General features: G+C 55.9%; 27 protein-coding genes, 1 tRNA gene and 1 pseudogene. 17 read left to right on the top strand and 12 right to left on the bottom strand.

Translation table 11 applies throughout. The annotated features are described in order from the left end of the window. The first annotated feature begins 26 nt into the window (after positions 1-26). Positions 27-725: a 7-cyano-7-deazaguanine synthase QueC gene (gene queC / locus LKO31_RS07385; protein WP_227689733.1), complete on the top strand. Its 699-nt coding sequence runs from the start codon at positions 27-29 to the stop codon at positions 723-725. Then, positions 722-1,351, top strand: a complete 630-nt coding sequence (gene queE / locus LKO31_RS07380; RefSeq protein ID WP_227689655.1) for a 7-carboxy-7-deazaguanine synthase — start codon at positions 722-724, stop codon at positions 1,349-1,351. The genes queC and queE overlap by 4 nt, the downstream gene beginning before the upstream one ends. A gap of 111 nt (positions 1,352-1,462) precedes the next feature. On the opposite strand, the gene LKO31_RS07375 is transcribed toward queE, so the two are convergent. Both LKO31_RS07375 and lipB read right to left on the bottom strand, forming a co-directional pair. Continuing rightward, complete coding sequence (locus LKO31_RS07375; RefSeq protein ID WP_227689654.1) at positions 1,463-1,789, bottom strand: hypothetical protein; 327 nt, start codon at positions 1,787-1,789, stop codon at positions 1,463-1,465. Positions 1,790-1,799: 10 nt separating this feature from the next. Further along, positions 1,800-2,468 (bottom strand): lipoyl(octanoyl) transferase LipB, encoded by a 669-nt coding sequence (lipB, locus tag LKO31_RS07370; RefSeq protein ID WP_227689653.1) that lies wholly within the window; start codon positions 2,466-2,468, stop codon positions 1,800-1,802. Between the two features lie 132 nt (positions 2,469-2,600). On the opposite strand from lipB, the gene LKO31_RS07365 reads away from it, so the two are divergent. Then, complete coding sequence (locus LKO31_RS07365) at positions 2,601-3,323, top strand: hypothetical protein (protein WP_227689652.1); 723 nt, start codon at positions 2,601-2,603, stop codon at positions 3,321-3,323. 135 nt (positions 3,324-3,458) lie between these two features. Here LKO31_RS07365 and hemF read toward each other — a convergent pair whose 3' ends face one another. Both hemF and LKO31_RS07355 read right to left on the bottom strand, forming a co-directional pair. After that, positions 3,459-4,319: an oxygen-dependent coproporphyrinogen oxidase gene (gene hemF / locus LKO31_RS07360; RefSeq protein WP_227689651.1), complete on the bottom strand. Its 861-nt coding sequence runs from the start codon at positions 4,317-4,319 to the stop codon at positions 3,459-3,461. Beyond that, complete coding sequence (locus LKO31_RS07355) at positions 4,316-4,774, bottom strand: tRNA (cytidine(34)-2'-O)-methyltransferase (RefSeq protein WP_227689650.1); 459 nt, start codon at positions 4,772-4,774, stop codon at positions 4,316-4,318. Before LKO31_RS07355 ends, hemF begins: the two co-directional genes overlap by 4 nt. A 224-nt stretch (positions 4,775-4,998) precedes the next feature. Here LKO31_RS07355 and petA point away from each other — a divergent pair, with 224 nt between their 5' ends. The 4 genes from petA to LKO31_RS07335 are packed head-to-tail and all read left to right on the top strand — an operon-like array spanning position 4,999 to position 8,299. Beyond that, complete coding sequence (gene petA / locus LKO31_RS07350; RefSeq protein WP_227689649.1) at positions 4,999-5,556, top strand: ubiquinol-cytochrome c reductase iron-sulfur subunit; 558 nt, start codon at positions 4,999-5,001, stop codon at positions 5,554-5,556. Between the two features lie 11 nt (positions 5,557-5,567). Further along, positions 5,568-6,845 (top strand): cytochrome b, encoded by a 1,278-nt coding sequence (locus LKO31_RS07345; RefSeq protein WP_227689648.1) that lies wholly within the window; start codon positions 5,568-5,570, stop codon positions 6,843-6,845. Between the two features lie 31 nt (positions 6,846-6,876). After that, a complete protein-coding gene (locus LKO31_RS07340; protein WP_227689647.1) occupies positions 6,877-7,686 on the top strand; it encodes a cytochrome c1 in 810 nt (269 codons plus the stop codon). Between the two features lie 58 nt (positions 7,687-7,744). Beyond that, positions 7,745-8,299 (top strand): adenine phosphoribosyltransferase, encoded by a 555-nt coding sequence (locus LKO31_RS07335; protein WP_227689646.1) that lies wholly within the window; start codon positions 7,745-7,747, stop codon positions 8,297-8,299. A 99-nt stretch (positions 8,300-8,398) separates the two neighbouring features. On the opposite strand, the gene LKO31_RS07330 is transcribed toward LKO31_RS07335, so the two are convergent. Beyond that, complete coding sequence (locus LKO31_RS07330; RefSeq protein ID WP_227689645.1) at positions 8,399-9,175, bottom strand: DUF1134 domain-containing protein; 777 nt, start codon at positions 9,173-9,175, stop codon at positions 8,399-8,401. A gap of 235 nt (positions 9,176-9,410) precedes the next feature. On the opposite strand from LKO31_RS07330, the gene LKO31_RS07325 reads away from it, so the two are divergent. From LKO31_RS07325 to LKO31_RS07315, 3 genes and pseudogenes are all read left to right on the top strand, one after another. Continuing rightward, positions 9,411-9,500: transfer RNA gene (locus tag LKO31_RS07325), tRNA-Ser, on the top strand. Between the two features lie 252 nt (positions 9,501-9,752). Then, positions 9,753-10,073: pseudogene (locus tag LKO31_RS07320) on the top strand (integrase arm-type DNA-binding domain-containing protein); the annotation flags it as partial. Positions 10,074-10,076: 3 nt separating this feature from the next. Continuing rightward, positions 10,077-10,853: a tyrosine-type recombinase/integrase gene (locus tag LKO31_RS07315; protein ID WP_227689644.1), complete on the top strand. Its 777-nt coding sequence runs from the start codon at positions 10,077-10,079 to the stop codon at positions 10,851-10,853. Between the two features lie 370 nt (positions 10,854-11,223). Here LKO31_RS07315 and LKO31_RS07310 read toward each other — a convergent pair whose 3' ends face one another. After that, positions 11,224-11,493, bottom strand: coding sequence for a hypothetical protein (locus tag LKO31_RS07310; protein ID WP_227689643.1), 270 nt, complete (start codon positions 11,491-11,493; stop codon positions 11,224-11,226). Continuing rightward, positions 11,490-11,663 (bottom strand): hypothetical protein, encoded by a 174-nt coding sequence (locus LKO31_RS07305; protein WP_227689642.1) that lies wholly within the window; start codon positions 11,661-11,663, stop codon positions 11,490-11,492. Before LKO31_RS07305 ends, LKO31_RS07310 begins: the two co-directional genes overlap by 4 nt. A gap of 169 nt (positions 11,664-11,832) precedes the next feature. Here LKO31_RS07305 and LKO31_RS07300 point away from each other — a divergent pair, with 169 nt between their 5' ends. After that, the gene (locus LKO31_RS07300; protein ID WP_227689641.1) at positions 11,833-12,066 is read left to right on the top strand and encodes a hypothetical protein; all 234 of its coding nucleotides are present in this window, start codon (positions 11,833-11,835) and stop codon (positions 12,064-12,066) included. A gap of 144 nt (positions 12,067-12,210) precedes the next feature. Here the strand turns inward: LKO31_RS07300 and LKO31_RS07295 are convergent, their stop codons facing one another. Continuing rightward, a complete protein-coding gene (locus LKO31_RS07295) occupies positions 12,211-12,627 on the bottom strand; it encodes a hypothetical protein (protein ID WP_227689640.1) in 417 nt (138 codons plus the stop codon). Between the two features lie 356 nt (positions 12,628-12,983). Here LKO31_RS07295 and LKO31_RS07290 point away from each other — a divergent pair, with 356 nt between their 5' ends. Further along, positions 12,984-13,598, top strand: coding sequence for a hypothetical protein (locus tag LKO31_RS07290; RefSeq protein ID WP_227689639.1), 615 nt, complete (start codon positions 12,984-12,986; stop codon positions 13,596-13,598). Between the two features lie 405 nt (positions 13,599-14,003). Here the strand turns inward: LKO31_RS07290 and LKO31_RS07285 are convergent, their stop codons facing one another. After that, complete coding sequence (locus tag LKO31_RS07285) at positions 14,004-14,402, bottom strand: hypothetical protein (RefSeq protein ID WP_227689638.1); 399 nt, start codon at positions 14,400-14,402, stop codon at positions 14,004-14,006. A gap of 58 nt (positions 14,403-14,460) precedes the next feature. Next, the gene (locus LKO31_RS07280) at positions 14,461-14,745 is read right to left on the bottom strand and encodes a hypothetical protein (protein ID WP_227689637.1); all 285 of its coding nucleotides are present in this window, start codon (positions 14,743-14,745) and stop codon (positions 14,461-14,463) included. Positions 14,746-14,909: 164 nt separating this feature from the next. Between LKO31_RS07280 and LKO31_RS07275 the strand changes: the two genes are divergently transcribed. Then, a complete protein-coding gene (locus tag LKO31_RS07275) occupies positions 14,910-15,089 on the top strand; it encodes a DUF1328 domain-containing protein (protein ID WP_227689636.1) in 180 nt (59 codons plus the stop codon). A 464-nt stretch (positions 15,090-15,553) separates the two neighbouring features. Here the strand turns inward: LKO31_RS07275 and LKO31_RS07270 are convergent, their stop codons facing one another. Together LKO31_RS07270 and LKO31_RS07265 are read right to left on the bottom strand one after the other, a co-directional pair. Further along, positions 15,554-15,826 carry a hypothetical protein gene (locus LKO31_RS07270; protein ID WP_227689635.1) on the bottom strand — a complete coding sequence of 91 codons (273 nt, stop codon included), beginning with the start codon at positions 15,824-15,826 and terminating at the stop codon, positions 15,554-15,556. After that, a complete protein-coding gene (locus tag LKO31_RS07265) occupies positions 15,823-16,284 on the bottom strand; it encodes a class I SAM-dependent methyltransferase (RefSeq protein ID WP_227689634.1) in 462 nt (153 codons plus the stop codon). Before LKO31_RS07265 ends, LKO31_RS07270 begins: the two co-directional genes overlap by 4 nt. 195 nt (positions 16,285-16,479) lie before the next feature. On the opposite strand from LKO31_RS07265, the gene LKO31_RS07260 reads away from it, so the two are divergent. The 4 genes from LKO31_RS07260 to LKO31_RS07245 all read left to right on the top strand — a co-directional run bounded on the left by LKO31_RS07260 (position 16,480) and on the right by LKO31_RS07245 (position 21,184). Beyond that, complete coding sequence (locus LKO31_RS07260) at positions 16,480-16,695, top strand: hypothetical protein (RefSeq protein WP_227689633.1); 216 nt, start codon at positions 16,480-16,482, stop codon at positions 16,693-16,695. Between the two features lie 100 nt (positions 16,696-16,795). Further along, positions 16,796-16,972, top strand: a complete 177-nt coding sequence (locus LKO31_RS07255) for a helix-turn-helix transcriptional regulator (RefSeq protein ID WP_227689632.1) — start codon at positions 16,796-16,798, stop codon at positions 16,970-16,972. 1,016 nt (positions 16,973-17,988) lie between these two features. Beyond that, the gene (locus tag LKO31_RS07250; RefSeq protein WP_227689631.1) at positions 17,989-19,431 is read left to right on the top strand and encodes an alginate export family protein; all 1,443 of its coding nucleotides are present in this window, start codon (positions 17,989-17,991) and stop codon (positions 19,429-19,431) included. Positions 19,432-19,444: 13 nt separating this feature from the next. Continuing rightward, positions 19,445-21,184 (top strand): amidohydrolase, encoded by a 1,740-nt coding sequence (locus LKO31_RS07245; RefSeq protein WP_227689630.1) that lies wholly within the window; start codon positions 19,445-19,447, stop codon positions 21,182-21,184. Positions 21,185-21,302 lie beyond the last annotated feature (118 nt).

Raw genomic sequence — 21,302 nt, 5'->3', positions numbered from 1 at the left:
CCCTGAACGGGCCTATTTCCCCGCGCATGAAGGATTTGAGCGGAAAAAATATGATCGTGCTGCTTTCGGGCGGGCTCGACTCGATGGTCTGTGCCGGATTGGCGCGCGAAGCTGGGTGCCGGATTGTGGCGCTGACGGTGGATTATAATCAACGCCACCGTGTGGAATTGGAATCGGCGGCGCGTATCGCCAAAGCTGTGGGTGCGGCGGAACATATTGTTTTGCCGCTGGATTTGCGCCGTTTTGGTGGGTCCGCTTTGACGGCGGATATTGATGTGCCCAAGGCCGATGTTGGCGGTGATGTTCCCGTGACCTATGTGCCCGCCCGCAATTTAATTTTCCTGTCGCTGACGCTGGGTTTGGCCGAAGCGCGGCAAGCCAAAGATATTGTCATCGGCGTCAACGCGCTGGATTATAGCGGCTATCCCGACTGCCGCCCCGATTTTATCGCTGGTTTTGAGAAATTGGCCGCGCTGGCTACGCGGGACGGGGACAAGGGCGTGGAATTCAAAATCCATGCGCCGCTGCAATATATGTCCAAGGCCGATATCGCCAAGGAAGCAGCGCGTTTGGGCTTGGATGCCGGTATGAGCTGGTCTTGTTATGACCCGACGCCAGATGGCAAGCATTGCGGCGAATGCGATAGCTGCTATTTGCGCAGCAAAGGCTATGCGGAGGCTGGATTGCCAGACCCCACCGTCTATGCCGTAAAGCCGCGTATATGACCTATAGCGTCAAAGAAATTTTCCTGACGTTGCAGGGGGAAGGCGCGCAATCCGGTTGCCGCGCGGTGTTTTGCCGCTTTGCGGGCTGCAATTTGTGGACGGGGCGCGAGCAAGACCGCGCCAAGGCCATTTGCCAATTTTGTGACACAGATTTTGTCGGGACCGATGGCACAGCGGGCGGCAAATATGACGCCCAAGGGTTGGCCGACAAAATAGCGGAAATATGGGGCGATCAGCCCGACCATCGCTATGTTGTCCTGACCGGCGGCGAGCCGATGTTGCAGGTGGATCAGGCTTTGGCCGATGCGCTGCATGAACGCGGCTTTACCATTGCGATGGAAACCAATGGCACCTTGCCAGTGATCGATGCGATTGATTGGATTTGCGTCAGCCCAAAAGCGGGCAGCGAATTGGTGCAAACACATGGCGATGAACTGAAATTGGTTTGGCCGCAGGCGGGCAGCGACCGCGATTATTTGGTGGGGCTCAATTTTACCCATCATTTGTTGCAGCCACTCGATGACGCGCATCAGGCGGGCAATATCGCGGAATGTATGGATGTGGCCTTGGCTGACCCGCGTTGGCGCTTGTCGCTGCAAACCCATAAGATTGTGGGATTGCGCTAGGCCGCACGGGCCCAGTCCTGTCATAATGGTCAAAACAGGCGGGCTGATGAGGCCCGCCTATTTGCATTGCGGCGTTAGAGCAGCGGCGCGAGGGGCCGCTGGCGGTGCGACTTAATTGCTGGCGTCAGGGCCGTTGGGCGTCACCACGACATCGCCGGGGTTGGTTGCCAAATTGCTACTGTCGCTTGGGGTGGTGGGCGCTGCTTCGTCGTTTTTGGTTTCGGCTTTTTTGGTAGAATCGGCGGGAACAGTAGAATCAATCGCTGTGCCGTCGGATGCGACCTGATCCAGCGTAATCATCGCGTCGCTAATGCTGCCGGATTGAACCTCAATCGCGTCCAAGCGTGTGGTTTTGCTGTCGCTTTTTGGCTCACTGCCACAGGCGGACAGAATCAAGAGCATGGCAGATGCGCAAAGGGTCAATGTCCGGCTTGTCATATCGATCATCCTATTTGCAGCCCTGAACATGGGATAGAAAATCTGGCAATGTTGCCCGCAGTGCGTCATCCACATCCGCGAAGCTGGCGTTCACGCCCAAGGCTTGCAGGCTGGTCACCGGAAATTCAGAAATGCCGCAGGGTACAATCCCGCCAAAATGGCTAAGGTCAGGGGCGATGTTCAGCGAAAAACCATGCAATGTTACCCAGCGGCGAACACGCACGCCAATGGCACCAATTTTGGCTTCGCGGCCCGTTGGGTCATCCGTCCAAATGCCAATGCGTCCGTCAGCACGGCGTGCGGAAACGCCAAATTGCGCCAAAGCGGCAATCACCCAGCCTTCGAGCGCAGAGACATAGCAGCGGACATCGCGGCCACGCTTGGTTAGGTCCAATTGCACATAGCCAATGCGTTGCCCTGGACCATGATAGGTATAGCGCCCGCCGCGTCCCGCCTCATAGACTGGGAAGCGTGGGTCCAACAGCTCCGCAGGATCCGCGCTGGTTCCGGCGGTATAGAGTGGGGGATGTTCCAAAAACCAAATGCGTTCGTCCGCTGTGCCCGCATAGATGGCGGCCGCGCGATCTTCCATGGATTGCAGCGCCTCGGCATAATCGGTGAGGCCAGCGGAGACGGTAATATCTGGCGCGGGCGGCGAATATGGGGACGGACTGGTCATAGGGAATTTCCTGCACCGCTGGGGCGCGATGTGCAAGTGTTGAATAGGAGTTTCAACCGGCTGGACTATAAGGCATAAAGGAAACATATTCGCCCGCAACGCAAAGTGGCTGGGCGAAAAATCGGAGATCCTATGCAGAAATTTGATATGAGCGCGGCGTGGGGCGATGCCCGCTTGCTTCTGTCATCCTATGGCACGCTGGTATGGGCGGTCGCGGGTGTATTTTTATTCCTGCCGCAATTCATCATGGGCTTGAGCATTGGGGCTCCGCCGCAGGTTGCCGAAACCGCGACCATGGCGGAATGGCTGGCGGCATATCAGCCATGGTTCCAGCAAATGCTGCCTTATCAGATCATTGGCGGCATATTTGTGTTGGTTGGCACCTTGGCGATCATGCGGTTGTGGCTGACACGGACCAGCCTGAGCGTGGGGGACGCGATTAAAAGCGCGCTGACGCTGCTGATCCCCGTATTTTTTGCACAATTGTTGACGGGCATTTTGACGGGGATTGGATTTTTCCTGTTGATTGTGCCGGGCATTTATCTGGCTGTGCGTTTTTCGCTGTTGGGGCCGGTGGCTGCTGATCATCGCGCCAGCGGTATCGGCGGGCTGATCTCTGCGAGTTGGGCGATCACCAAGGGCCATGCTTTGTCGCTGACCCTTTATTATTGTCTGGTGCTGGTGGCTGTCATCGTCATTTATACGATAATTGGCCTGGTACTGGGTACGATTGCTGCCTTCATTCCCGTGGTCGGGCCGACATTGGGTGTGATGATCGACGCCGCCTTGACCACCATTTTTACTGTGGTGTTTCTGGCGATTTCTACCGCTGTTTATCGCCAATTGGCGCGTTAAGCTGCGAAGCTAGGGCGGCGCGCGTGAAGCCGCTGGACAGACGAAATCATGAACAAAAGGGCGGCTGTTCGGGCCGCCCTTTTTTATGCCGCGCTATGGGCGGTGATCAGCTTGATGACGGCGCGGATCAGCTGGTCAGGACCATTTCGCCATGGGCGGCAGGCTCATGAGGATCGCATCAATATTGCCGCCGGTTTTCAGGCCGAACAAGGTGCCGCGATCATGGACCAAGTTAAATTCAACATAGCGGCCCCGCCATTCATACATCGCTTCATATTGTTCGGGTGTCGCGGCCATGCCCATGCGGCGGCGCACGATCACGGGGAATATATCCAAAAAGGCTTCGCCCACTGCGCGCGTGAATTCAAAATTGCGGTCAAATTCGGGGTCGTCATGGCATTCCAGATGATCATAAAAAATGCCGCCCACGCCCCGCGCGACATCGCGGTGCGGGATGAAGAAATATTCCTCAGCCCATTTGGCATAGCGCGCATAAGCATCTGGCCCAAATGGCGCGCAGGCCGCCCGTAGGCGGGCGTGAAAGGCGTCTGTGTCCTCGGCATAGGGCAGGGGCGGGTTCAGGTCCGCACCGCCGCCGAACCAGCGTTTGGTGGTCACTAAAAAGCGGGTGTTGAAATGCACGGCGGGCACATGGGGATTGGCCATATGGGCCACCAAGCTGATTCCCGTGGCAAAGAAATTGGGGTCTTCGGCGGCGCCATTGATGGTGTGGGCAAAGTCTGGCGCGAATTGACCGCCAACGGTCGACACATTGACCCCGACCTTTTCAAATATCTTGCCCTTCATCACGCCGCGCACGCCGCCACCGCCTTCGCCCACTTGCAATCCGTCGGCTTCGCGGTCCCACGGAATATATTGGAATTTCGCGTCGCTTCCCGCTTCGGCTTCAATGGCTTCAAATTCGGCGCAGATCCGATCGCGCAGGGTTTCGAACCAAATGCGGGCGGCCTGTTGCTGCGGATCAAGCGGTGTCATGCGGGAAAGCCTTTCGTTTGCCTTAATGCTTCGGCCAATGCGATGCCAGCGGACACCGCGACATTCAAGGATCGAAAATTGGCCAGCATGGGAATCATCACTCTTGCATCCGCCGCGTCATGCACATGATCGGGCACGCCAGACGACTCTGCACCGAATAACAATATGTCATCGGGCGTGAATGTAAAATCGGGCAGGGGGGTCGCCCCTTTTGTGGTGAAAAGAATTAATTTTTTTTGCCGGCTGCGGCGCCAGTCATCAAACATGTCCCAATTGGCGTGGCGATGGATCTCGGCTTGTTCGGCATAGTCCATTCCGGCACGCTTCAACGCTTGCAGGGAGAAAGGAAAGCCACATGGTTCAATGATATGCGCGGCGACCCCGAAACAAGCAGCGGTTCGTAAACTGGTCCCGACATTCCCAGCGATCTCTGGTTGAAACAATGCAATATCCATTATTTACCCTTAATCTGAACCCGTCGCCAAGGCGAGCTTGAAGAATTTGCGTGGCCCGAACTGCGCATAATCAGAAATTGTCTGTTGGCAATATTGGACACTCGGGCTATCAGCACCCCAATTCCCGGAGGGGCCGCCGGGCTTTGCGATGCTATGCGCGAGCATTGGGGGTCTGCCAACTCTTGGAAACACATAATAATTTACCAGGGGAAAGTAGCAATCCTATGGCTAGTGAATCCGAACTGAAAGCGGGTGTAGAGGATGGCGTTCGTCGCCGAGATTTCATCAACATTGCGGCTGTCAGCTTCGCCGGTGTTGGTGCGGGTGCTGTTGTACTTCCCCTGATTAATCAGATGAACCCATCGGCAGACGTTCTTGCGTTGTCCTCGACCGAAATCGACATCTCCCAGATCCAAACTGGTCAGGCGATCAAAACGACATGGCGCAAACAGCCTGTGTTTATTCGCAATCTGACCAGCGCAGAAATTGACGAAGCCAATAAGGTTCCGCTCAGTGATCTGCGTCAGCCCCAGACTTTGGCCGAACGGACCAAGCCTGGGAAAGAAAATTGGCTGGTGACATTGGGCGTCTGTACCCATTTGGGCTGTGTGCCCTTGGGCGCGGCCGAAGGCGAAAATCGTGGGGACTTTGGCGGATATTTCTGCCCTTGCCACGGCTCGCACTATGACACGGCAGCCCGTATCCGCAAAGGCCCTGCACCGACCAACTTGGTTGTGCCGCCTTATGAATTCTCCAGCGACACTGTCGTGATGATCGGCTGAGGAGCGAAAAAATGAGCTTTCCCTGGGCCAACCAGTATCAGCCAAAGCACCCCGTGATGAAGTGGGTGGACGATCGCTTGCCTTTGCCGCGTTTCGTCTACAACGCCGTCGGTGCTGGCTATCCTGTGCCACGCAATTTGAACTATTTCTGGAACTTCGGCGTTTTGGCCGGTGCGGCTTTGGCCATCCAGATCGTGACCGGCATTGTGCTGGCGATGCATTACGCCGCCAACGCTGGCGTTGCCTTTAACTCTGTCGAGCATATCATGCGCGACGTGAATGCTGGCTGGTTTATCCGCTATGCGCATATGAACGGCGCCAGCATGTTCTTCATTGTTGTCTATCTGCACATTTTCCGTGGCCTATATTATGGCAGCTATAAAGCACCGCGTGAAATGGTGTGGTTGCTGGGCGTTGTCATTTTCTTGCTGATGATGGCGACTGCGTTCATGGGCTATGTTCTGCCTTGGGGCCAAATGAGTTTCTGGGGCGCGCAGGTTATCACGGGCTTCTTCTCGGCTATACCGGGCGTTGGTGAACCCATGCGCCAATGGTTGCTGGGTGGATTTGCGCCGGACAATGCGGCGCTGAACCGCTTCTTCTCGCTGCACTATTTGCTGCCGTTCGTGATTTTGGGTGTGGTCATCCTGCATATTTGGGCGCTGCACATCCCCGGTTCGTCGAACCCTACGGGTATTGAGGTGAAGGATGAACAGGATACTGTTCCATTCCACCCTTATTATACCGCAAAGGACGGCGTTGGTCTGGGCGTGTTCCTGATGATCTTTGCTGTGCTGACCTTCTTCACGCCGAACCTGTTGGGCCATGCCGATAACTATATTCAGGCCAACCCGCTGTCGACGCCAGCGCACATTGTGCCTGAGTGGTATTTCTGGCCATTCTACGCCATTTTGCGCGCGTTCACGTTCAATTTCCTGTGGATTGACGCCAAGCTGTGGGGCGTGATCGCGATGTTCGCGGCCATTGCTTTGCTGTTCTTCCTGCCTTGGTTGGATGGTTCGCCGGTGAAGTCGTCGACCTATCGCCCGCTCAACAAGATCTTTTTCTGGATCTTGCTGTTCGATATCGGCTTGCTGGGTGTTTGCGGCATGATGCCTGCTGAACAGCCATGGGTGATTTTCAGCCAAATCGGTGCGATTTATTACTTCGCCCATTTCCTGATCATCCTGCCGATCATCTCGCGGATTGAGCGTCCCCTGCCGATGCCGGGCTCGATTACCGAGGCGGTTCTTGCAAAACATGCCGACAAATCGTCGGCGACGGCCTGAGCGCCGGACTAGATAAGGAGCTGAAACAGCCATGGTTCGTCCGCTCGGTTTTCTCGTAGGGCTTGGCTTTATTGCGGCGCTGGTGATGGCAATCCTCACCACGCCCCTTGGCAATGAACCCAATGCCTCCAAGGCTTTTCATAAAGAGCCTCGCAAGCTGGCTTTGGCTAGCGATGGTATCGCGCCGCATTGGGATATCGCCCAGTTGCAGCGTGGTATGCAGGTCTACAAAGAAGTATGCTCGGCTTGCCACAGTCTGAAACTGGTCGCATTCCGCGATATTCAGGCTTTTGGTTATACCGAGGGTCAAGTGAAGAGCTTTGCAAAGGGCTTTCAGGTTCCGTCGATCAACCCCGACACGGGTGAACCGGCGACCCGTGATGGCCTGAGCTCGGATTACTTCCCATCACCTTATGCCAATGATGTTGCGGCTGCTGCGGCCAATGGCAACGCCATTCCGCCAGATTTGTCCTTGATCACCAAGGCGCGTGAAGGCGGCAAAAATTATATCTATAGCTTGCTGACGGGTTATCAAAATCCGCCTGCTAATATGCCCAAGGAATTGCATCCCGGACCCGGCCTGCACTTTAACCCTTATTTCCCCAACCTGAATCTGGCGATGGCGCAGCCTTTGCAAAATGATCAGGTCACCTATGCTGATGGCACCAAGGCGACTGTCGATCAAATGGCTTCGGACGTTACGGCGTTTCTGGTCTGGACCGCAGAACCCAAGCTGGTGAAGCGTGTTCAGGTGGGCTGGGCTGTTCTGCTTTATCTGTTGGGCTTTACGGCGCTGACCTTCCTGTCTTACCGGACCATTTGGGCCAATAAGGAACATTGAGTTTCCAGTCGGCGTATCAGCCATATTGAATTTATCGAAAGGGCGGTTATGCAAAGGCATGACCGCCCTTTCTCCTTTGCCGGACTTGGATCTGGCATCATTGGTTCGCACCATCGCTGATTTTCCCAAGGCGGGAATTCAATTTCGCGATATTACCACTTTGATCGGCGATGCCGACGGTTTTGCTGAAACGGTCCGCCGCTTGTGCGCGCGGGCAGCGCGACATTCACCAGATATGATTGTCGCGGTTGAAGCGAGAGGCTTTCTGTTTGGGGCTGCGATGGCGGTGCAAATGGGGCTGGGTCTGGCGCTGGTTCGCAAGGCAGGCAAATTGCCGGGGGACACCGTCGGCATCACCTATGATTTGGAATATGGGCACGACCGATTGGAATTGCACATGGGGTCGGTGCCATCGGGTGCGCGGGTGGTTTTGGTCGATGATTTGTTGGCGACCGGCGGCACCGTCACGGCGGCGGCGGACTTGCTGCGTTCCATTGGCGCCGATGTTGGTGCCGCATTGTTCGTGATTGATCTGCCCGATCTGGGCGGCGGCGCTCGCCTGAGCGCTGCATCCATCCCCTATGAAGCTTTGATTGCCTTTGACGGCGAATAGGGTCGCCGCCAAGCATATGGCCACGCCCGCATAATGGGCATGAAAAAGCCCGCGCCAATCACTGTTGGCGCGGGCTTTTTTTGATCCTATGCTTGGCCGTTAAAAGGGCACCCAGCTTTGTTTCTGGCGGAATTTCATATAGCCAATATTGGCCCCAAGGCGTGCACCAACGCCGACACGAATGGGGATCAGGACCACATCGCCGCGCCGCAAATAGCTGACGTTAAATCCGCCGATCAGATAGGCGGCACCTTCACCAGCGGCAAAGCGTTTATACAGGTCTTGGCTGTCGAACAGGTTGTAAACCAACACAAAGGTATTGCCAGCATTGGCACCCGCATCAAATCCGATGGAAGGCCCGGTCCAATAAGCGGGCTTTTCCCCTTCGACGCGGTGATACAGCGTGCCGGAGCCATAGCGCAGGCCAACGCCCAAAGCGCCGCCAGCCTCGCGGCCGACGATATAGGCATTGGGCTCGCCCTGTTTCTTCAATATGTCTTCGATGATACCGGCCAAGCCTTGCGCGCCTTTACCGAAGACGCCTTCGGCCGCGCCGATCAAATCGTCTTGCTTATAGGTATTGCCAGCAGTGGCGTCGGCCGCGTTGGTGCCCGTGGTGCCGCTCGTCACCGCGCCCGTTTGGGCTGCACTGCCGACAGGGCCATAGGCGTCGTTTCCAATGGCAAGGTCGCTGTCATAATCATTGGATGACGGAGCGGCGGTGCTGCTCGATGGTGGGGGAGGGGCGGGATAATCGAGATCCGAGTCAATCGCCGAATTGGGATCAATGGATGTCATTTGGGCCGAAACGGGGGATAGCATCAATCCAATCGCGCCAATGGCGCTAAGGGCAATGCGTGGCAGGGCCAATTTCATAAATTTCCCCAAGGGTTGCTGGCATGACGCCAGAATGAATAACAGGATGCGCAAAGCATGCGAATCTGCGCATGAACAGCAGATGACCTTAATCAATCTTTTCTGGCATGATATCCCTTCGCTCGGAAAAACTTCGGTAAAATTCCAAACTGTTGATCTTTGTCATTGCAAGCTGTGAAAGGCGTGGTTATAGCGCCCTCACAGCCAAACGACAGGGTGACCTGACGGACCATGCGGAGATGTGGGTGAGTGGCTGAAACCAACGCTTTGCTAAAGCGTCGTACGGGTAACCGTACCGTGGGTTCGAATCCCACCGTCTCCGCCATTTTACCGTCTATGACCATCCATTCCTGTCTAAAACCCTTTCATTTCCGCTAAATTTCGCGATCACATTCGCCCATGGTGCCCACGGCTGTCTTTCCGCGTTCGGCTTAATCCATGGTACCATGGTCAAATTCCATGGTATCCATAGTTGCCGCCTGCATAGGGGAGGGGTGCGTGCTAACCGACGCGAAGATTAGGGCGCGAAGCCCGCAGACAAAGATTACAAGCTGGGGGATCACGGCCAGCTCTATTTGCTGGTGTCGAAAGCGGACAAAAGATTTGGCGGATGAATTACACATTCGGCCGGAATGCCCAAGGCAAGTCCTCTCAAAAAACACTGGCCATTGGCGGCTATCCGGTCGTGACATTGCTGGAGGCGCGGGCCGCGCGCGATGAATCCAAGGCCCTGCTTCGCGATGGTCGCGATCCTTCCGCTGTAAAACAGGAAAAGGCGTCCGCCAAAGATGAGCGGGCGACTCAGACCTTTGAGAGCGTGGCGATACTGTGGTTCGAATTAAAGAGCGGGTGGTCCGTTGAGTTGTCCCGGTCATGGCGTGCAGCTCATGATGGCTAATGGTTGAAGAAGGACGCCTCCCATTGGATCAACCGGCCGAACGCGGGCTGGTCAATCGTCCATTCGGGCGACGTGCTGCGTTCCCTTGAGCGCGACGTGCTCCCAGATTTGGGGACACTTCCCATAGATGGAATCGAAAGCCCCAAAATCTTGGAGGTATGGGACCAGATCGTGTCGCGTGGCGCCATTGAAACTGCCCACCGCGCATGCCAGCGGATTAACGATGTCTATGTTTACGCAATCCCTGCTGGGGTGGCGACCCGCAACCCCGCTGCCAGCATGAACAAGACGCTGCCGAAGAGGCCGCGGGTGAAAAAGCAGCCGTCTATCATAGACCGCGTCCGAGACCATGATACGCAGATTGCCTTGGTTCGGAAATTGCTGGCAGATTGCGATGCTGAACGATGCCGAGCGACCACGAAATTTGCGCTCAGGCTTATTGCCCTCACTGCCGTTCGTCCGAATGAAATCCACAATGCACTGCGGATGCTGACGGGCAATTACGCCCTGATGTTTCCCAGCGAACGCAACCCGCACGATCTCATGTCCGAAAATACGCTGCGCCAGCTGCTGATGCGCGCAGGCTATTATAAACGCCATGTGCTGCATGGATTCCGCGCTGCGATGTCCACCAGCCTCATCCCCAATCGCCACTATGGGACTGCCGCCATGGGCGTTTTCCCGTCCGCTGACAGCGCCTCAAATTCCACAGGTTTATCATTTTGGATGCGTAATTATAAACCTCGGCGGCCTGTTTTCGGGACCGTGCGCCGCTGTTGATGTGGCTGTTGAGCTTGGCCTCCGGTCCCGCAACATGGACCAACACCAAACAGGCAATGGTCGCCGTTTTTGAATTCTTTCTAGCAATGGACAAGGTGGCCTTTTTCGTGACCACCTTATTGTCATAAATGGCGTAGTAAAATGCTTCTTGAAAATCGGCGATCACAATAGGCCGTCCAATGAGCGGCCCTTCCGGCACCAGGCAATATCGCTCGATAAACCGCATGTTGCGTTCGGCTCGGGTCAACTCGGCCGTTGGCAGTGATCTCCAGTCTCTCAACTTGGGAACAGGGCCGCACTTTATAGCCTGTTTCACAATGGCCCGCAGGGTCCGCGTTGCCTTCTTCGGCATAGCTTCCCCCGCGTAAAATCAATTCATCATTGGCCGCGCGATCAGATCATCTTCCAGAGGATTGTCCGCCGCGATACCCGCCGTCAGCTCTCGGCGGGATTTCACGTCTCGCGCTTCCCCTTGGGCACCACGGCCATGTTGTTGCAGCACTCGCAAATAACCCATTTCCAACCGCTGTAAGTCAGAAAGGCGCTGCACTTCCTTGGTGTCAGGCAAGGCCTTCTTTTCAATCGCCGTCCGCAATCGCGAAATCTGCCACTGCGTCCACGCAAGGCTGGAAGCCGTCATGGCGTAGCCTCCCATTCCTCGCGCGCGCGCCCGCGCATGATGTTGGTCCAAAATGGCAGGGCATCTTTGTGAAGCTTGGCATGGTCCGGCGGGGCCAGCTCACCACGTAAAACATCTTGCATGACCTCAACCCCAGCCGCCGCGCTATCAATCCGCCGCCGCCTCGCCATGACAAAAATTCCTTTATTAGAATAAAAATTAGGGTCCGGTGTCGGTCTGGGAACCGAAAAGGCTCAACTTTCGACCACCCCCCCGGGGTCTGGTCTCAATCGGCCAGCCATCGGTTCCGAACGTCAGGGTAGGGCGTCCGGACTTCTCCATCCGCTGCTTGGCACTGTCATGACAGGGTTTGCAAAGGCCTTGGAACGGGCCAGTCCAAAACTTTGCTTCATCGCCGCGATGAGGCTCGATGTGGTCACAGATCACCGCGACGTCGATACGATCAATCGCTTCGCACATAACGCACAATGGTTGTTCGGCAAGAACACGGCGGCGAAGAGCCTGCCAGCGGGCGGTCTTATACCAGCGCTTATAATGGGGCAGGGGCATCGCCTCATCTCCCGCACCCAATAAAAAAGGGCCACCCGCTTATGCTGGTAGCCCTGTGTCACAGACGGAATAACCCTAGTAACATTTCGCGCGCTACAGCATGAAAGGGACACCATGCCAAATGATAAACAATCAATGGGAGGCCAAGGGACCCACCTCCCATTTTCACTATCTGTTACTATTGACCACGGCCTCAAGGTCTTTGGTATTACGGTCCCTCAATATAGCCATGGTCAAGTCTGTAATTTCATTCTGGCCAGAGTAATCCGCCAACATTTGCTGCGAAGCTTTCATCGCCTCCAAAGCCTTGCCGGCCTTGTTCTCCTGCTCCAGGCAATTCTCCATCGCAGCGGCCACGATAACATCGGTAGGTTGCAAATTACCTTTCGCCAATGTCTGTGCGCTAGAGGTCAAGCAGAGTGTCCACCCCATCGACGCCCCGAGCAAAGATCCCGTCCTACGGTTCACTTCCTGCATCAGAGACCAAGCCGTATCCATGCGGGCGTGGTTCTCACGCCGTTGGTGAAATTCCAACTCGCTGTCGCTCAAGGCTGCCACTTGCATGGCGAAGAGTAAAGTCAGCATGAATAAGCTCCGTTGCAGATCTTATAACAGCAATCAGCGTCCACCCACCATAAAATCCAACCGCCGCTTATCCATTTTGTTTGTTCCTTGTTGCTTCCCTTCTATTCATAAGGCAGTCACCAAAGCGTAACGGATCGCTGAAATCGGGGATGGGGAAATCAATGCTTTTACTGGGTTTGACTTTGGCAATGTCGGCTGCGTCGCCGCCAACTAGATCTATTCATGTCCCTGTCGACTATGAGACGGTCTCACCTAGTGATTATGTTGTCCCTGTCGGGGATTCTGTTCTCGCAGCAACGTGGGACGCGCTCGTAGTAAAGCCTACAGAACCAGTTAAAATGCAGATGGCATGCCTAATGGTTGCACATTCGGGTGTGCCCGTGAATTGTGTACCAGCATCCCAAATACCCACTGGGCAGAAAACGGTTGATTGGGCGATCGTCGGAAATCCTAATGCGACTCCTGATCCGACGGTCAGCGAACAAGAACGCAATAAAATCGCAGTCGCCGCCAGTCGTCTGCGTTCAACTCGAATTGCCTCGGTTGATGACCAAGGTATGTTCACGATTAGATTGTTTGAAGTAACGCTGTCCCCGACGGATGAACGAGCGCCTTTTACCAGTGCTGGCGAGAACGCGCTGAATTCAGAGAGCGTAGAATTCGCGGTGCCTTTGGATCCGAAGCTTCTTTCGGATCTCTACCCGCCTGCGGCGATGCTATGGGGAGCCCCAGTCAGAGTAAATATGCTCTGCAATATCAAACAAGACCTCGGATTGCTGTGCAGAGATACCGGCAAATTGGAATATACTAGGGTGTATTCCAATCGCGATGAAGCGCGAATGATTGAAGATGTTCGTCTCGCTACATATCAGTTGGCTTCGACCATGCGGTTGAAACCTAAAGATATGAACGGTCAGGACGTTGCTGGCCGTGATTATGAATTTAGTGTCTTTTGGCAACTGCCCCGATAATTGCCTCGCAAGAAAGCGGCGCGTCCATTGTCCCAATTGCTCTGCACATTCTGAGTACGGCAATTGGGTTTGGCGCGGCAGTAACGCCGTCCCGTTGCAATAATGGCCGAGCTTTTGGATAGCGTTGCCCCGCAACAGGGTTGCCGTCCTACTCACCGCTTTCGTCTGCCGTCTGCCGTCTGCCGTCTGCCGGTGTCAGGTTGCGCCTCCCGATACTCCGCCCGCGAGAGTCTACACATCGGCCTCGCTCGCAGGAGTGTGCCTCTGACGGCCCGCCATTCATGGGTGGAGCCGATACCAGTCATAAAAAAAGGCCACCCGCTTATGTCGGTAGCCTTTGATTTCGGGCGCAGTTCCCAAGGTAACTGATTTGCAACTATGTGCTCGCGAGCACGTCAAGCCCTTTCAACACTGCAACCCCTCTTGCTGCGCGATAAACGCCGCAACCAGCTTCACGGTCATCAACGCCCGCACGCTGGGGGCAGAGCGACCCAGCCGCGATCCCATAGCGCCCGCTGGCTCATCAAAGCGAATGCAGTTCTCGAATATCTCCCAATAGGCCTTCGGGATATATCCGGCATGATATTCCCCATCTGGCCCAAGCCCACCACTGACGCGCTTAAGGTCATCGCGGGTATCGGCGCGCATCAGCATCATGGCGCCGCTCTCGCCATCGGTGGTGCCCACGGCTGTGCGTTCATCATAGCTGGCGGTGGTGCGCTGCTCCAAGCCAACCAATGCCCACAATCGTTGACACCAACTGATCGCCGCCATCTCAAAATCTTCCAGATCACCAGATGACATCCACCGCGTCAGCGGCGATGCCCCATGGTTGTAATCAACCCCGTTGACGCTCTCAACATCACCGTGCTGCCGAACCTCTTTGCTCGCTCGTTGGCGGCGTGCCGAAGCAGGATTTGTTGCCTTGCCCATGTTTATCCCTGTTGATTACCATCTTCGCCAAATCGTTCAGCGACATTTCGGGGATGCGCACCAGATCGGACGTCACATCCTTATGCTGTTTTCGCCACGCATCCCGTTCCTGCATCGCCTCTCGCGCCAGCGCCGCCGCTTTGCGCACCATCCCGCGCAATTGCTCCACATCATGAACCTCACCAACCGCTTCAAATTCTTCCAACCGGTGCATTGCAATTCCCCAAATCAATAAGAACATATGGGGAACATATAACAAATACATGCTGCACTGGAAGGGCCTGATCAGCCCGCTGGGCCAGATCAAATCCTGATCATATGGAACCATATGCCGCTGCACCCTGTTCAATAGATGCCTAAGCAAACAGGAGAGATAATATGTTCAAATGGGCGCTAATATTCGCAATCCTTGCGTTGGTTGCGGGCCTGTTGGGTTTTGGTGGAATGGCCGGTGCGTTTGCTGGCATTGCGAAAATCCTCTTTTTCGTTGGTCTGGCATTTGTTGTGCTGTTCCTCATTCTAGCAGTGACTGCTGGTAAGAAAATTTCAGGCGGATAACCCCGCCAGCCACATGACGTCCCAACCGGCCGGTCACTCACCATCCATATGTGAGTGACCGGCCGTTACTATTTTGGATGCCGTATCCGTCATCACTTCTCTCCCAAATAAGGACACGTAAAACGGTGCTTGTTCTTGGGGCTGCACCCCGCACAGCCAATGCGCGGATAGGCTGTGCTCTCGGCCCGCATCCGGTCGCGGCAATTGGGCGGCGGCACCTTTCCGGCCGGTGATGGTGTTTTCGCAGCCTTCGCCGCCGTAACCGCCTGTGCCTCCAAATGCGGCGCCAGCGGCGCCAAGACCCCGCCAGTGTCATGGCTGTTCGTTGGTTTCCGGCCGCGCGCGGGCCATGTATCGCTGCGCCCATGGCGGTCCAATATCGCGACACCCTCGGTCGGCCGGTCACAAGGCCGCCACACGCTGCCACAGCCCAAACATATGTGGGATATATGTTCTGGGTTCGCTCAGCCCGGATTGCTGACCTCGTCCACCTCATCAATGTGCTTCATATGGCAGACGGGGCAATGCAAGATCATGGGGATGGACGCCGCATCCCGCGCGCGCAGCGCATTCAGCTCTGCCAATTGCAACGCCATGGCATGGGCCAGCCGCAACACCGCCGCGCCATCCTTGCGGCCCAGCACCACAGCCTTCGCGTGATAGAGCGTATCCAGCCCATGCGCCCGCAGCACGGTACGGATCGCAGAGTTTGGCGCGATATCGTCAGGCGCGGTCATGCCGTCACCGGCTTCATAAAGACCAGCCAATGCGTCATCCCACTGCGATCGGAAACTTGCCCAAATAACGGTGGATGAGGCGTTAGCTCCAGAACTTCGCGGAGCTTGACCTGCACTTCATTCCATTTGAAAATCAGAACTCCTTCTGGTTCCAGCACCCGAAAGCACTCCGCAAATCCCGCGCGCAGATCGTCTCGCCAATTCGCTGAGAGCTTGCCATATTTCGCAGCCAACCAGCTTTTAGGGCCAGCCCGCACAAGGTGCGGGGGGTCAAATGCCACCAACTTGAACTGACCATCATCAAAAGGCAGTGCGCGAAAGTCCATCACGCAATCAGGCTCGATGCGCAATGTTCGGGTGCCGTCCTTTTTGCCATGACTGCGATCTGTAACGCTCAGCGTCTCGTGGCGAGCATCCCCGAACATTACAGATGGATGCTGCCGATCAAGCCACATCATGCGGCTACCCACCCAGACCAGCGCGGAGGTTGTACCGCAAGACGTGCAACGCCTTGTGATCGCGGCGCGCACTATTGCCTTCGGTGATTAGTGCGGCGAAGGCGAAGGTTGCGAAGTCGCGCGCAAGCAACTGGACGACGCCAGCGAAGCCTTTGCCAGCCGCATACCTTGGCCCGATCAGCCGGAGGACGGGGAATGACCGATCGTCAACCAGCCCCCGCGCGTCGCTATTGGGCCCCAGTCCAACGCCTGCTCGAAACACCCGATGCCGTCATCATGACCAGCACCGGCTACGTCATCGGCGGCCACCACATCCGCACCGTGCCACCCCTCGCGGCGCACTGCCTCGAAACCACGCCGCGCCCGTCATTTTGGCAGCGGCTGAGCAAATGGAAGGAGGAAAGAAATTGACTGTGCAATCAGCCATATCAGCTAGGCCAAGGGAGCGGGTGAGCCGAGCAGGGGCGCGCTTGCTGGCGCCAGAAATCGACTTTGGCTTAGATGACGCCTTTTGCCGATCGATGCCGTCATGCAGCTGACCGGCTTGGGTCGCGCCAAGATCTATAACATAGTGCGCGCTGGCGAATTCCCTAAACACTGCAAGCCCGGCGGAAGCGCATCTCGCTGGAGCGAAAACGAAGTGAAGGCATGGCGCGATGAAGTGATACGCCGCCGCGACGCTAGATGACCCTGATTACCTTTTGCCCCCGTTGGAGCCTACCGACACGTTATTGCCGTTGGCGGGCTTCTTTTTCGGGGTGGCCTAGCTCGCCGCCTTAGCAGGGTTCAGCACGTCTTTGGTGTTTCTGCCTTCGGGAATCCAGCTCACCGGCAATTATGGATGGAAAATAAATCCATGGTATCGGATATGGTATTGCAGATAATGGTCATTAAAACATAACGTAATTTTAATAGGATAATCGCTTGAATTGGCGGGCACCGTCTCCGCCACTTTCCTTCCGTCACTGTTCATAATCGTTCGCAAGGCTTGGCTTTATCCCATTTTTGACATTGGAAGAAGCCTCCGGCGTACGCCCGATTTCATGCTATTGAGCCTGCTATCATCTCTTGCGTCCATGGCATATGGAAGTGGGAATATTTGTATCTATGCGAAGCCGCCAAGCCCTATATGACTGGCGATTCCATCTTCTCGTCACGGTTGCAGAGTGTAAACTGTTGCGGATGAATTATATTTTGGGACCACTGCTGGTAGCAAAACCGCCCCAAAATGTGCATCTTCGCCTTCATATCTTGTTCTCTGCCTCGTTGAAGTGGGCGCTAAATTCGACGAATAAGAGGCCCTGTTGGGCAATGGCATCTACCGTGAGGTCAAAAGACGCGAGGCGGTAGGCGAAAAGGTGGCCAAGAATGCGAATGAGTTTGAGGTCGTTGATGAAGCAGGCCTTGCCGCTGGCGCTAATGATTTTATCTCACGTGCCGCAGCGGCGTAGCCTGTTGCTGGTACAGATCAACTAACCTTTTGAGTACACTATGATGATGCGCCAATTTCGGTCAATTGCTATCCAGGTGGTTTACTTTCAATTTTTGCCTAACATTAAGAATTATCTTCGATATTTTCGGGCCATAGGCGTTGTTATTATATAAAAATAAATAAGGGCCGCAAAATTATAGACAATAATGTGAACAGCTTTCTATCATCTACTGAATGGATGTGATAGATTATCCTCTTAGGAGGGGTTGAGCATGCGCCAATTAGCCTATCCAACATTTGCTTTCCTATGGGTCGCTTTCTCGGCAGTCGGCTCGGCTCAGGCTCAGGAAAATGATCCCTTCTTGCTAGCGAAGAGTGATGATCTGGAAGTTCGTGCGCGCGTCGAAGCGGGTCTCAATCTGGTTGCTGAACGCAATCTCTTTTGGGAATTTGCCGAGACTGTAGCCGGTAACAGCGAATTTGATTCCGACGCCAAATGGCTCGAATTCTATGTGAAACCCGGCATTGCGTTTCAGTACCGGCCCGAAGAGCGTATGACCATTTATGGTGCGGCATCGGTCGTTGTTTCGACGACCGCAGGAACCGATGCCTTTGCCGCCAAAGATACAGGTCAGGCCACCGTCGAGGAACTATATCTAGGGGTGCGCCGCGGTGATGAAAATGGAAGCCGATTTGATGCGTCTTTCGGCGCCCGAGAGTGGAAGGCGGGGACCGGAATGCTGCTCTCCAATGGTGGGTCGAACGGTTTTTCACGCGGCGCATTAAAGCTCGGTCCGCGCCGTGCGTGGCGGGTCGCGGGGTTGGTGACGGCCGCGAGCGGCGGGGTGCAGGGCACCGCCTTTTATCTCGACCCCAATGAGGCGCCCGACAATGATACCGGCACCCACATCGCGGGCGTCGACATGCGTTACGATGCCCATGGTGGCAGCTTCATCGGGGTGACGCTGGGCAAAGTGCTGAATTCGTCCTCGCCCTATCCACAGGCCCCGCCGGGAGGGATTGGTGTGCCGAATTTCATTATCGGCGGGCGTGACGGCCTGCGCTTCCTGTCCGCTTATGGCCGGATCGCCCCGACGAGCGGGCCGCTTGAAAATGCATGGATCGGGCTAGACCTTGCAATCGAACGCAATCAGCGGATCGACATGAAGGCGTGGGCCGGACGTGCGCAGCTTGGCTACACGTTCGCCAGCCAAGCGTGCCGGCCATCGATATCCTATGTTTATCAGACCTTTTCAGGAGATGATCCTGACACGCCAGCGCTCGAACGCTTCGATCCGCTTTATTATGAGGGTAATCCCAGCGCTTGGTCGACAGGAACGAAATCATCGATGATGTTCATCAACTCGAACGTCAACGCGCACCAACTGGTGTTGAGCATTGCGCCGAGCGCACGGGATACGATTTCCTTTCGCGCGGCGCGGATCAGCGCGAATAAATTGCGCAGCCCAATTCAGTTCGGCCAAGCGACCCGCGTCGAATTTGAAGATGGCATCGCTCAGCCCATCACTGGGGTGACGCGCAAGCATCTCTCGGACGATTTCTACTTAGAATATCGGCGCGTAGTGACTCCTAATCTCTATTTTACTGCGGGCCTCTCGATTTCCTCACCGGGGAAGGGTGTGGATTCGATTTCGAACGACCTAAAGGCGCCGCTTTGGACTGGCGGTTTTGCGAATGTGGTCGCCAACTTCTGATGGGGGAAACATCATGATACGGACCGACATTGCTATTGATCGCCGCCGGTTGCTTGCGCAGGGAGGCCTAGCCGCCAGCCTTTTAGCGACCGGTGAACGGGTAATGGCGCAGGATGCCGGCGTGGCGACGATATTCTATGGCGGTCCGGTCTTGACGATGGATGATGCGGCGCCGAGCGTTGAGGCAATCGCCGTGCGCAATGGTCTGATCATCGCTGCGGGAACGCTTGATGCGGCCAATGCGGTTGCTGGCCGTGGCGCTCGGCGTTTCGATCTTCAAGGGCGGACGTTGCTGCCCGGTTTCTTTGACCCGCATGGCCATGTCGTGATGGTCGGGTTGCAAGCGCGCTACGCCAATCTGCTCCCCGCCCCCGATGGAGAGGGCGATTCAATTCCAGCGCTTCAGAAAATCACCCGCGAGTGGATGCGGGGGCATGCCGATTTGGTGCGCAAGACCCAGTTGGTGATTGGCTTTGGTTACGACGATTCTCAATTGCAAGAACAGCGCCATCCAACCCGCGCCGAGCTTGATGCGATTTCAAAGGACGTCCCGATCCTGTTCCTGCACCAGTCGAGCCATATGGGGGCGGTGAACAGCGCGGCGCTGGCCGCTGCGGGTGTCTCCGCCGCGACCGCTGACCCCGATGGAGGCGTCTATCGCCGCGAGGCGGGGTCGAGAGAACCGAACGGCGTGCTGGAAGAAACGGCGCTGTTCGCAATGATGGGCGTGCTTTTGGCGCGCCTTGATGCGCAGGCGAATATGGAGATGATCCGCGAGGGTGCGGCTTTCTATGCCAGTTTTGGCTATACGACCTGTCAGGACGGGCGTTCATCGACGGATACGTGCAAGCTGATCGCAGCCGTCGCGGCGCAGGGCGGGCTTCCGATCGATGTGCTGTCCTTTCCTGATATTTTGACGTCGACCGATGCAATGGAACTGCCGATCTATCGGCGCGACTATGTCGGACGCTTCCGCATCGGCGGGGTCAAATTGACCATCGACGGATCGCCGCAAGCGAAAACAGCGTGGATGTCTCAGCCCTATTATATCCCACCCGATGGCCAGTCGGCGGACTATTCCGGCTATCCCGCGATTAGCGAGAAACAGGCGATGGATTCGGTTGATCTCGCCTTTGCGCGAAACTGGCAGATCCAAGTTCACGCCAATGGCGACGCCGCAGTCGACATGCTGATTGCGGCAGTCCGCGAGGCGGTAAAAAAATATGGCGCTGGCGACCGCCGCCCAATATTGATCCACGGACAGGTGACGCGCGAGGATCAGGTTGACCAGTTGAAGGCGCTCGGCATCGTCCCGTCCTTTTTTCCGATGCACACTTTCTATTGGGGTGACTGGCACAGGGATTCAGTGCTGGGGCCGCGCCGCGCCGAAAATATCTCGCCATGCGGCTGGGCGTTGCAACGCGGTATGCGCTTCACCTCGCACCACGATGCCCCCGTCGCTCATCCGAACGCTATGCGCGTGCTGTCGGCAACGGTCACCCGTCGCACGCGTTCGGGCGATATATTGGGGCCTGACCAGCGTGTACCGGTTGATGTCGCTTTGAAAGCGATGACGCTATGGGCCGCTTGGCAGCATTATGAGGACAGCCGAAAGGGATCGCTGACCCCCGGTAAGCTTGCCGACCTGACCATTTTATCGGACAACCCGATGACCATCAGCCCCGATCGGCTGGCGAATATCACCGTCACCAACACCTTCAAGGAAGGCCGGCTTGTTTCGCACGCGACCTGAGCGTGGAACGAAATCGTCTCGGCTATCCAAGAGGGGCGCTATCGTTGCTCTGTTATGAACGACCGGACGGTTCTTCATATACCGCTTACCGCCAGCGATGATTGGGGCGATATTTACA

This window comes from Sphingopyxis yananensis (genome assembly GCF_020687785.1).
Lineage (GTDB): Bacteria > Pseudomonadota > Alphaproteobacteria > Sphingomonadales > Sphingomonadaceae > Sphingopyxis > Sphingopyxis yananensis.
Note: the sequence above shows the minus strand (reverse complement) of the source record. Positions and strands in the feature narration are given on the sequence as shown.

What these genes read in the sequence shown, in the direction of transcription:
- queC (WP_227689733.1), top strand. Translation starts at nt 27, where the DNA reads ATGAAGGATTTGAGCGGAAAAAATATGATCGTGCTGCTTTCGGGCGGG.
- queE (WP_227689655.1), top strand. Translation starts at nt 722, where the DNA reads ATGACCTATAGCGTCAAAGAAATTTTCCTGACGTTGCAGGGGGAAGGC.
- LKO31_RS07375 (WP_227689654.1), bottom strand. Translation starts at nt 1,789, where the DNA reads ATGACAAGCCGGACATTGACCCTTTGCGCATCTGCCATGCTCTTGATT.
- lipB (WP_227689653.1), bottom strand. Translation starts at nt 2,468, where the DNA reads ATGACCAGTCCGTCCCCATATTCGCCGCCCGCGCCAGATATTACCGTC.
- LKO31_RS07365 (WP_227689652.1), top strand. Translation starts at nt 2,601, where the DNA reads ATGCAGAAATTTGATATGAGCGCGGCGTGGGGCGATGCCCGCTTGCTT.
- hemF (WP_227689651.1), bottom strand. Translation starts at nt 4,319, where the DNA reads ATGACACCGCTTGATCCGCAGCAACAGGCCGCCCGCATTTGGTTCGAA.
- LKO31_RS07355 (WP_227689650.1), bottom strand. Translation starts at nt 4,774, where the DNA reads ATGGATATTGCATTGTTTCAACCAGAGATCGCTGGGAATGTCGGGACC.
- petA (WP_227689649.1), top strand. Translation starts at nt 4,999, where the DNA reads ATGGCTAGTGAATCCGAACTGAAAGCGGGTGTAGAGGATGGCGTTCGT.
- LKO31_RS07345 (WP_227689648.1), top strand. Translation starts at nt 5,568, where the DNA reads ATGAGCTTTCCCTGGGCCAACCAGTATCAGCCAAAGCACCCCGTGATG.
- LKO31_RS07340 (WP_227689647.1), top strand. Translation starts at nt 6,877, where the DNA reads ATGGTTCGTCCGCTCGGTTTTCTCGTAGGGCTTGGCTTTATTGCGGCG.
- LKO31_RS07335 (WP_227689646.1), top strand. Translation starts at nt 7,745, where the DNA reads ATGACCGCCCTTTCTCCTTTGCCGGACTTGGATCTGGCATCATTGGTT.
- LKO31_RS07330 (WP_227689645.1), bottom strand. Translation starts at nt 9,175, where the DNA reads ATGAAATTGGCCCTGCCACGCATTGCCCTTAGCGCCATTGGCGCGATT.
- LKO31_RS07310 (WP_227689643.1), bottom strand. Translation starts at nt 11,493, where the DNA reads ATGACGGCTTCCAGCCTTGCGTGGACGCAGTGGCAGATTTCGCGATTG.
- LKO31_RS07305 (WP_227689642.1), bottom strand. Translation starts at nt 11,663, where the DNA reads ATGGCGAGGCGGCGGCGGATTGATAGCGCGGCGGCTGGGGTTGAGGTC.
- LKO31_RS07300 (WP_227689641.1), top strand. Translation starts at nt 11,833, where the DNA reads ATGACAGGGTTTGCAAAGGCCTTGGAACGGGCCAGTCCAAAACTTTGC.
- LKO31_RS07295 (WP_227689640.1), bottom strand. Translation starts at nt 12,627, where the DNA reads ATGCTGACTTTACTCTTCGCCATGCAAGTGGCAGCCTTGAGCGACAGC.
- LKO31_RS07290 (WP_227689639.1), top strand. Translation starts at nt 12,984, where the DNA reads ATGGTTGCACATTCGGGTGTGCCCGTGAATTGTGTACCAGCATCCCAA.
- LKO31_RS07285 (WP_227689638.1), bottom strand. Translation starts at nt 14,402, where the DNA reads ATGTCATCTGGTGATCTGGAAGATTTTGAGATGGCGGCGATCAGTTGG.
- LKO31_RS07280 (WP_227689637.1), bottom strand. Translation starts at nt 14,745, where the DNA reads ATGCACCGGTTGGAAGAATTTGAAGCGGTTGGTGAGGTTCATGATGTG.
- LKO31_RS07275 (WP_227689636.1), top strand. Translation starts at nt 14,910, where the DNA reads ATGTTCAAATGGGCGCTAATATTCGCAATCCTTGCGTTGGTTGCGGGC.
- LKO31_RS07270 (WP_227689635.1), bottom strand. Translation starts at nt 15,826, where the DNA reads ATGACCGCGCCTGACGATATCGCGCCAAACTCTGCGATCCGTACCGTG.
- LKO31_RS07265 (WP_227689634.1), bottom strand. Translation starts at nt 16,284, where the DNA reads ATGATGTGGCTTGATCGGCAGCATCCATCTGTAATGTTCGGGGATGCT.
- LKO31_RS07260 (WP_227689633.1), top strand. Translation starts at nt 16,480, where the DNA reads ATGACCGATCGTCAACCAGCCCCCGCGCGTCGCTATTGGGCCCCAGTC.
- LKO31_RS07250 (WP_227689631.1), top strand. Translation starts at nt 17,989, where the DNA reads ATGCGCCAATTAGCCTATCCAACATTTGCTTTCCTATGGGTCGCTTTC.
- LKO31_RS07245 (WP_227689630.1), top strand. Translation starts at nt 19,445, where the DNA reads ATGATACGGACCGACATTGCTATTGATCGCCGCCGGTTGCTTGCGCAG.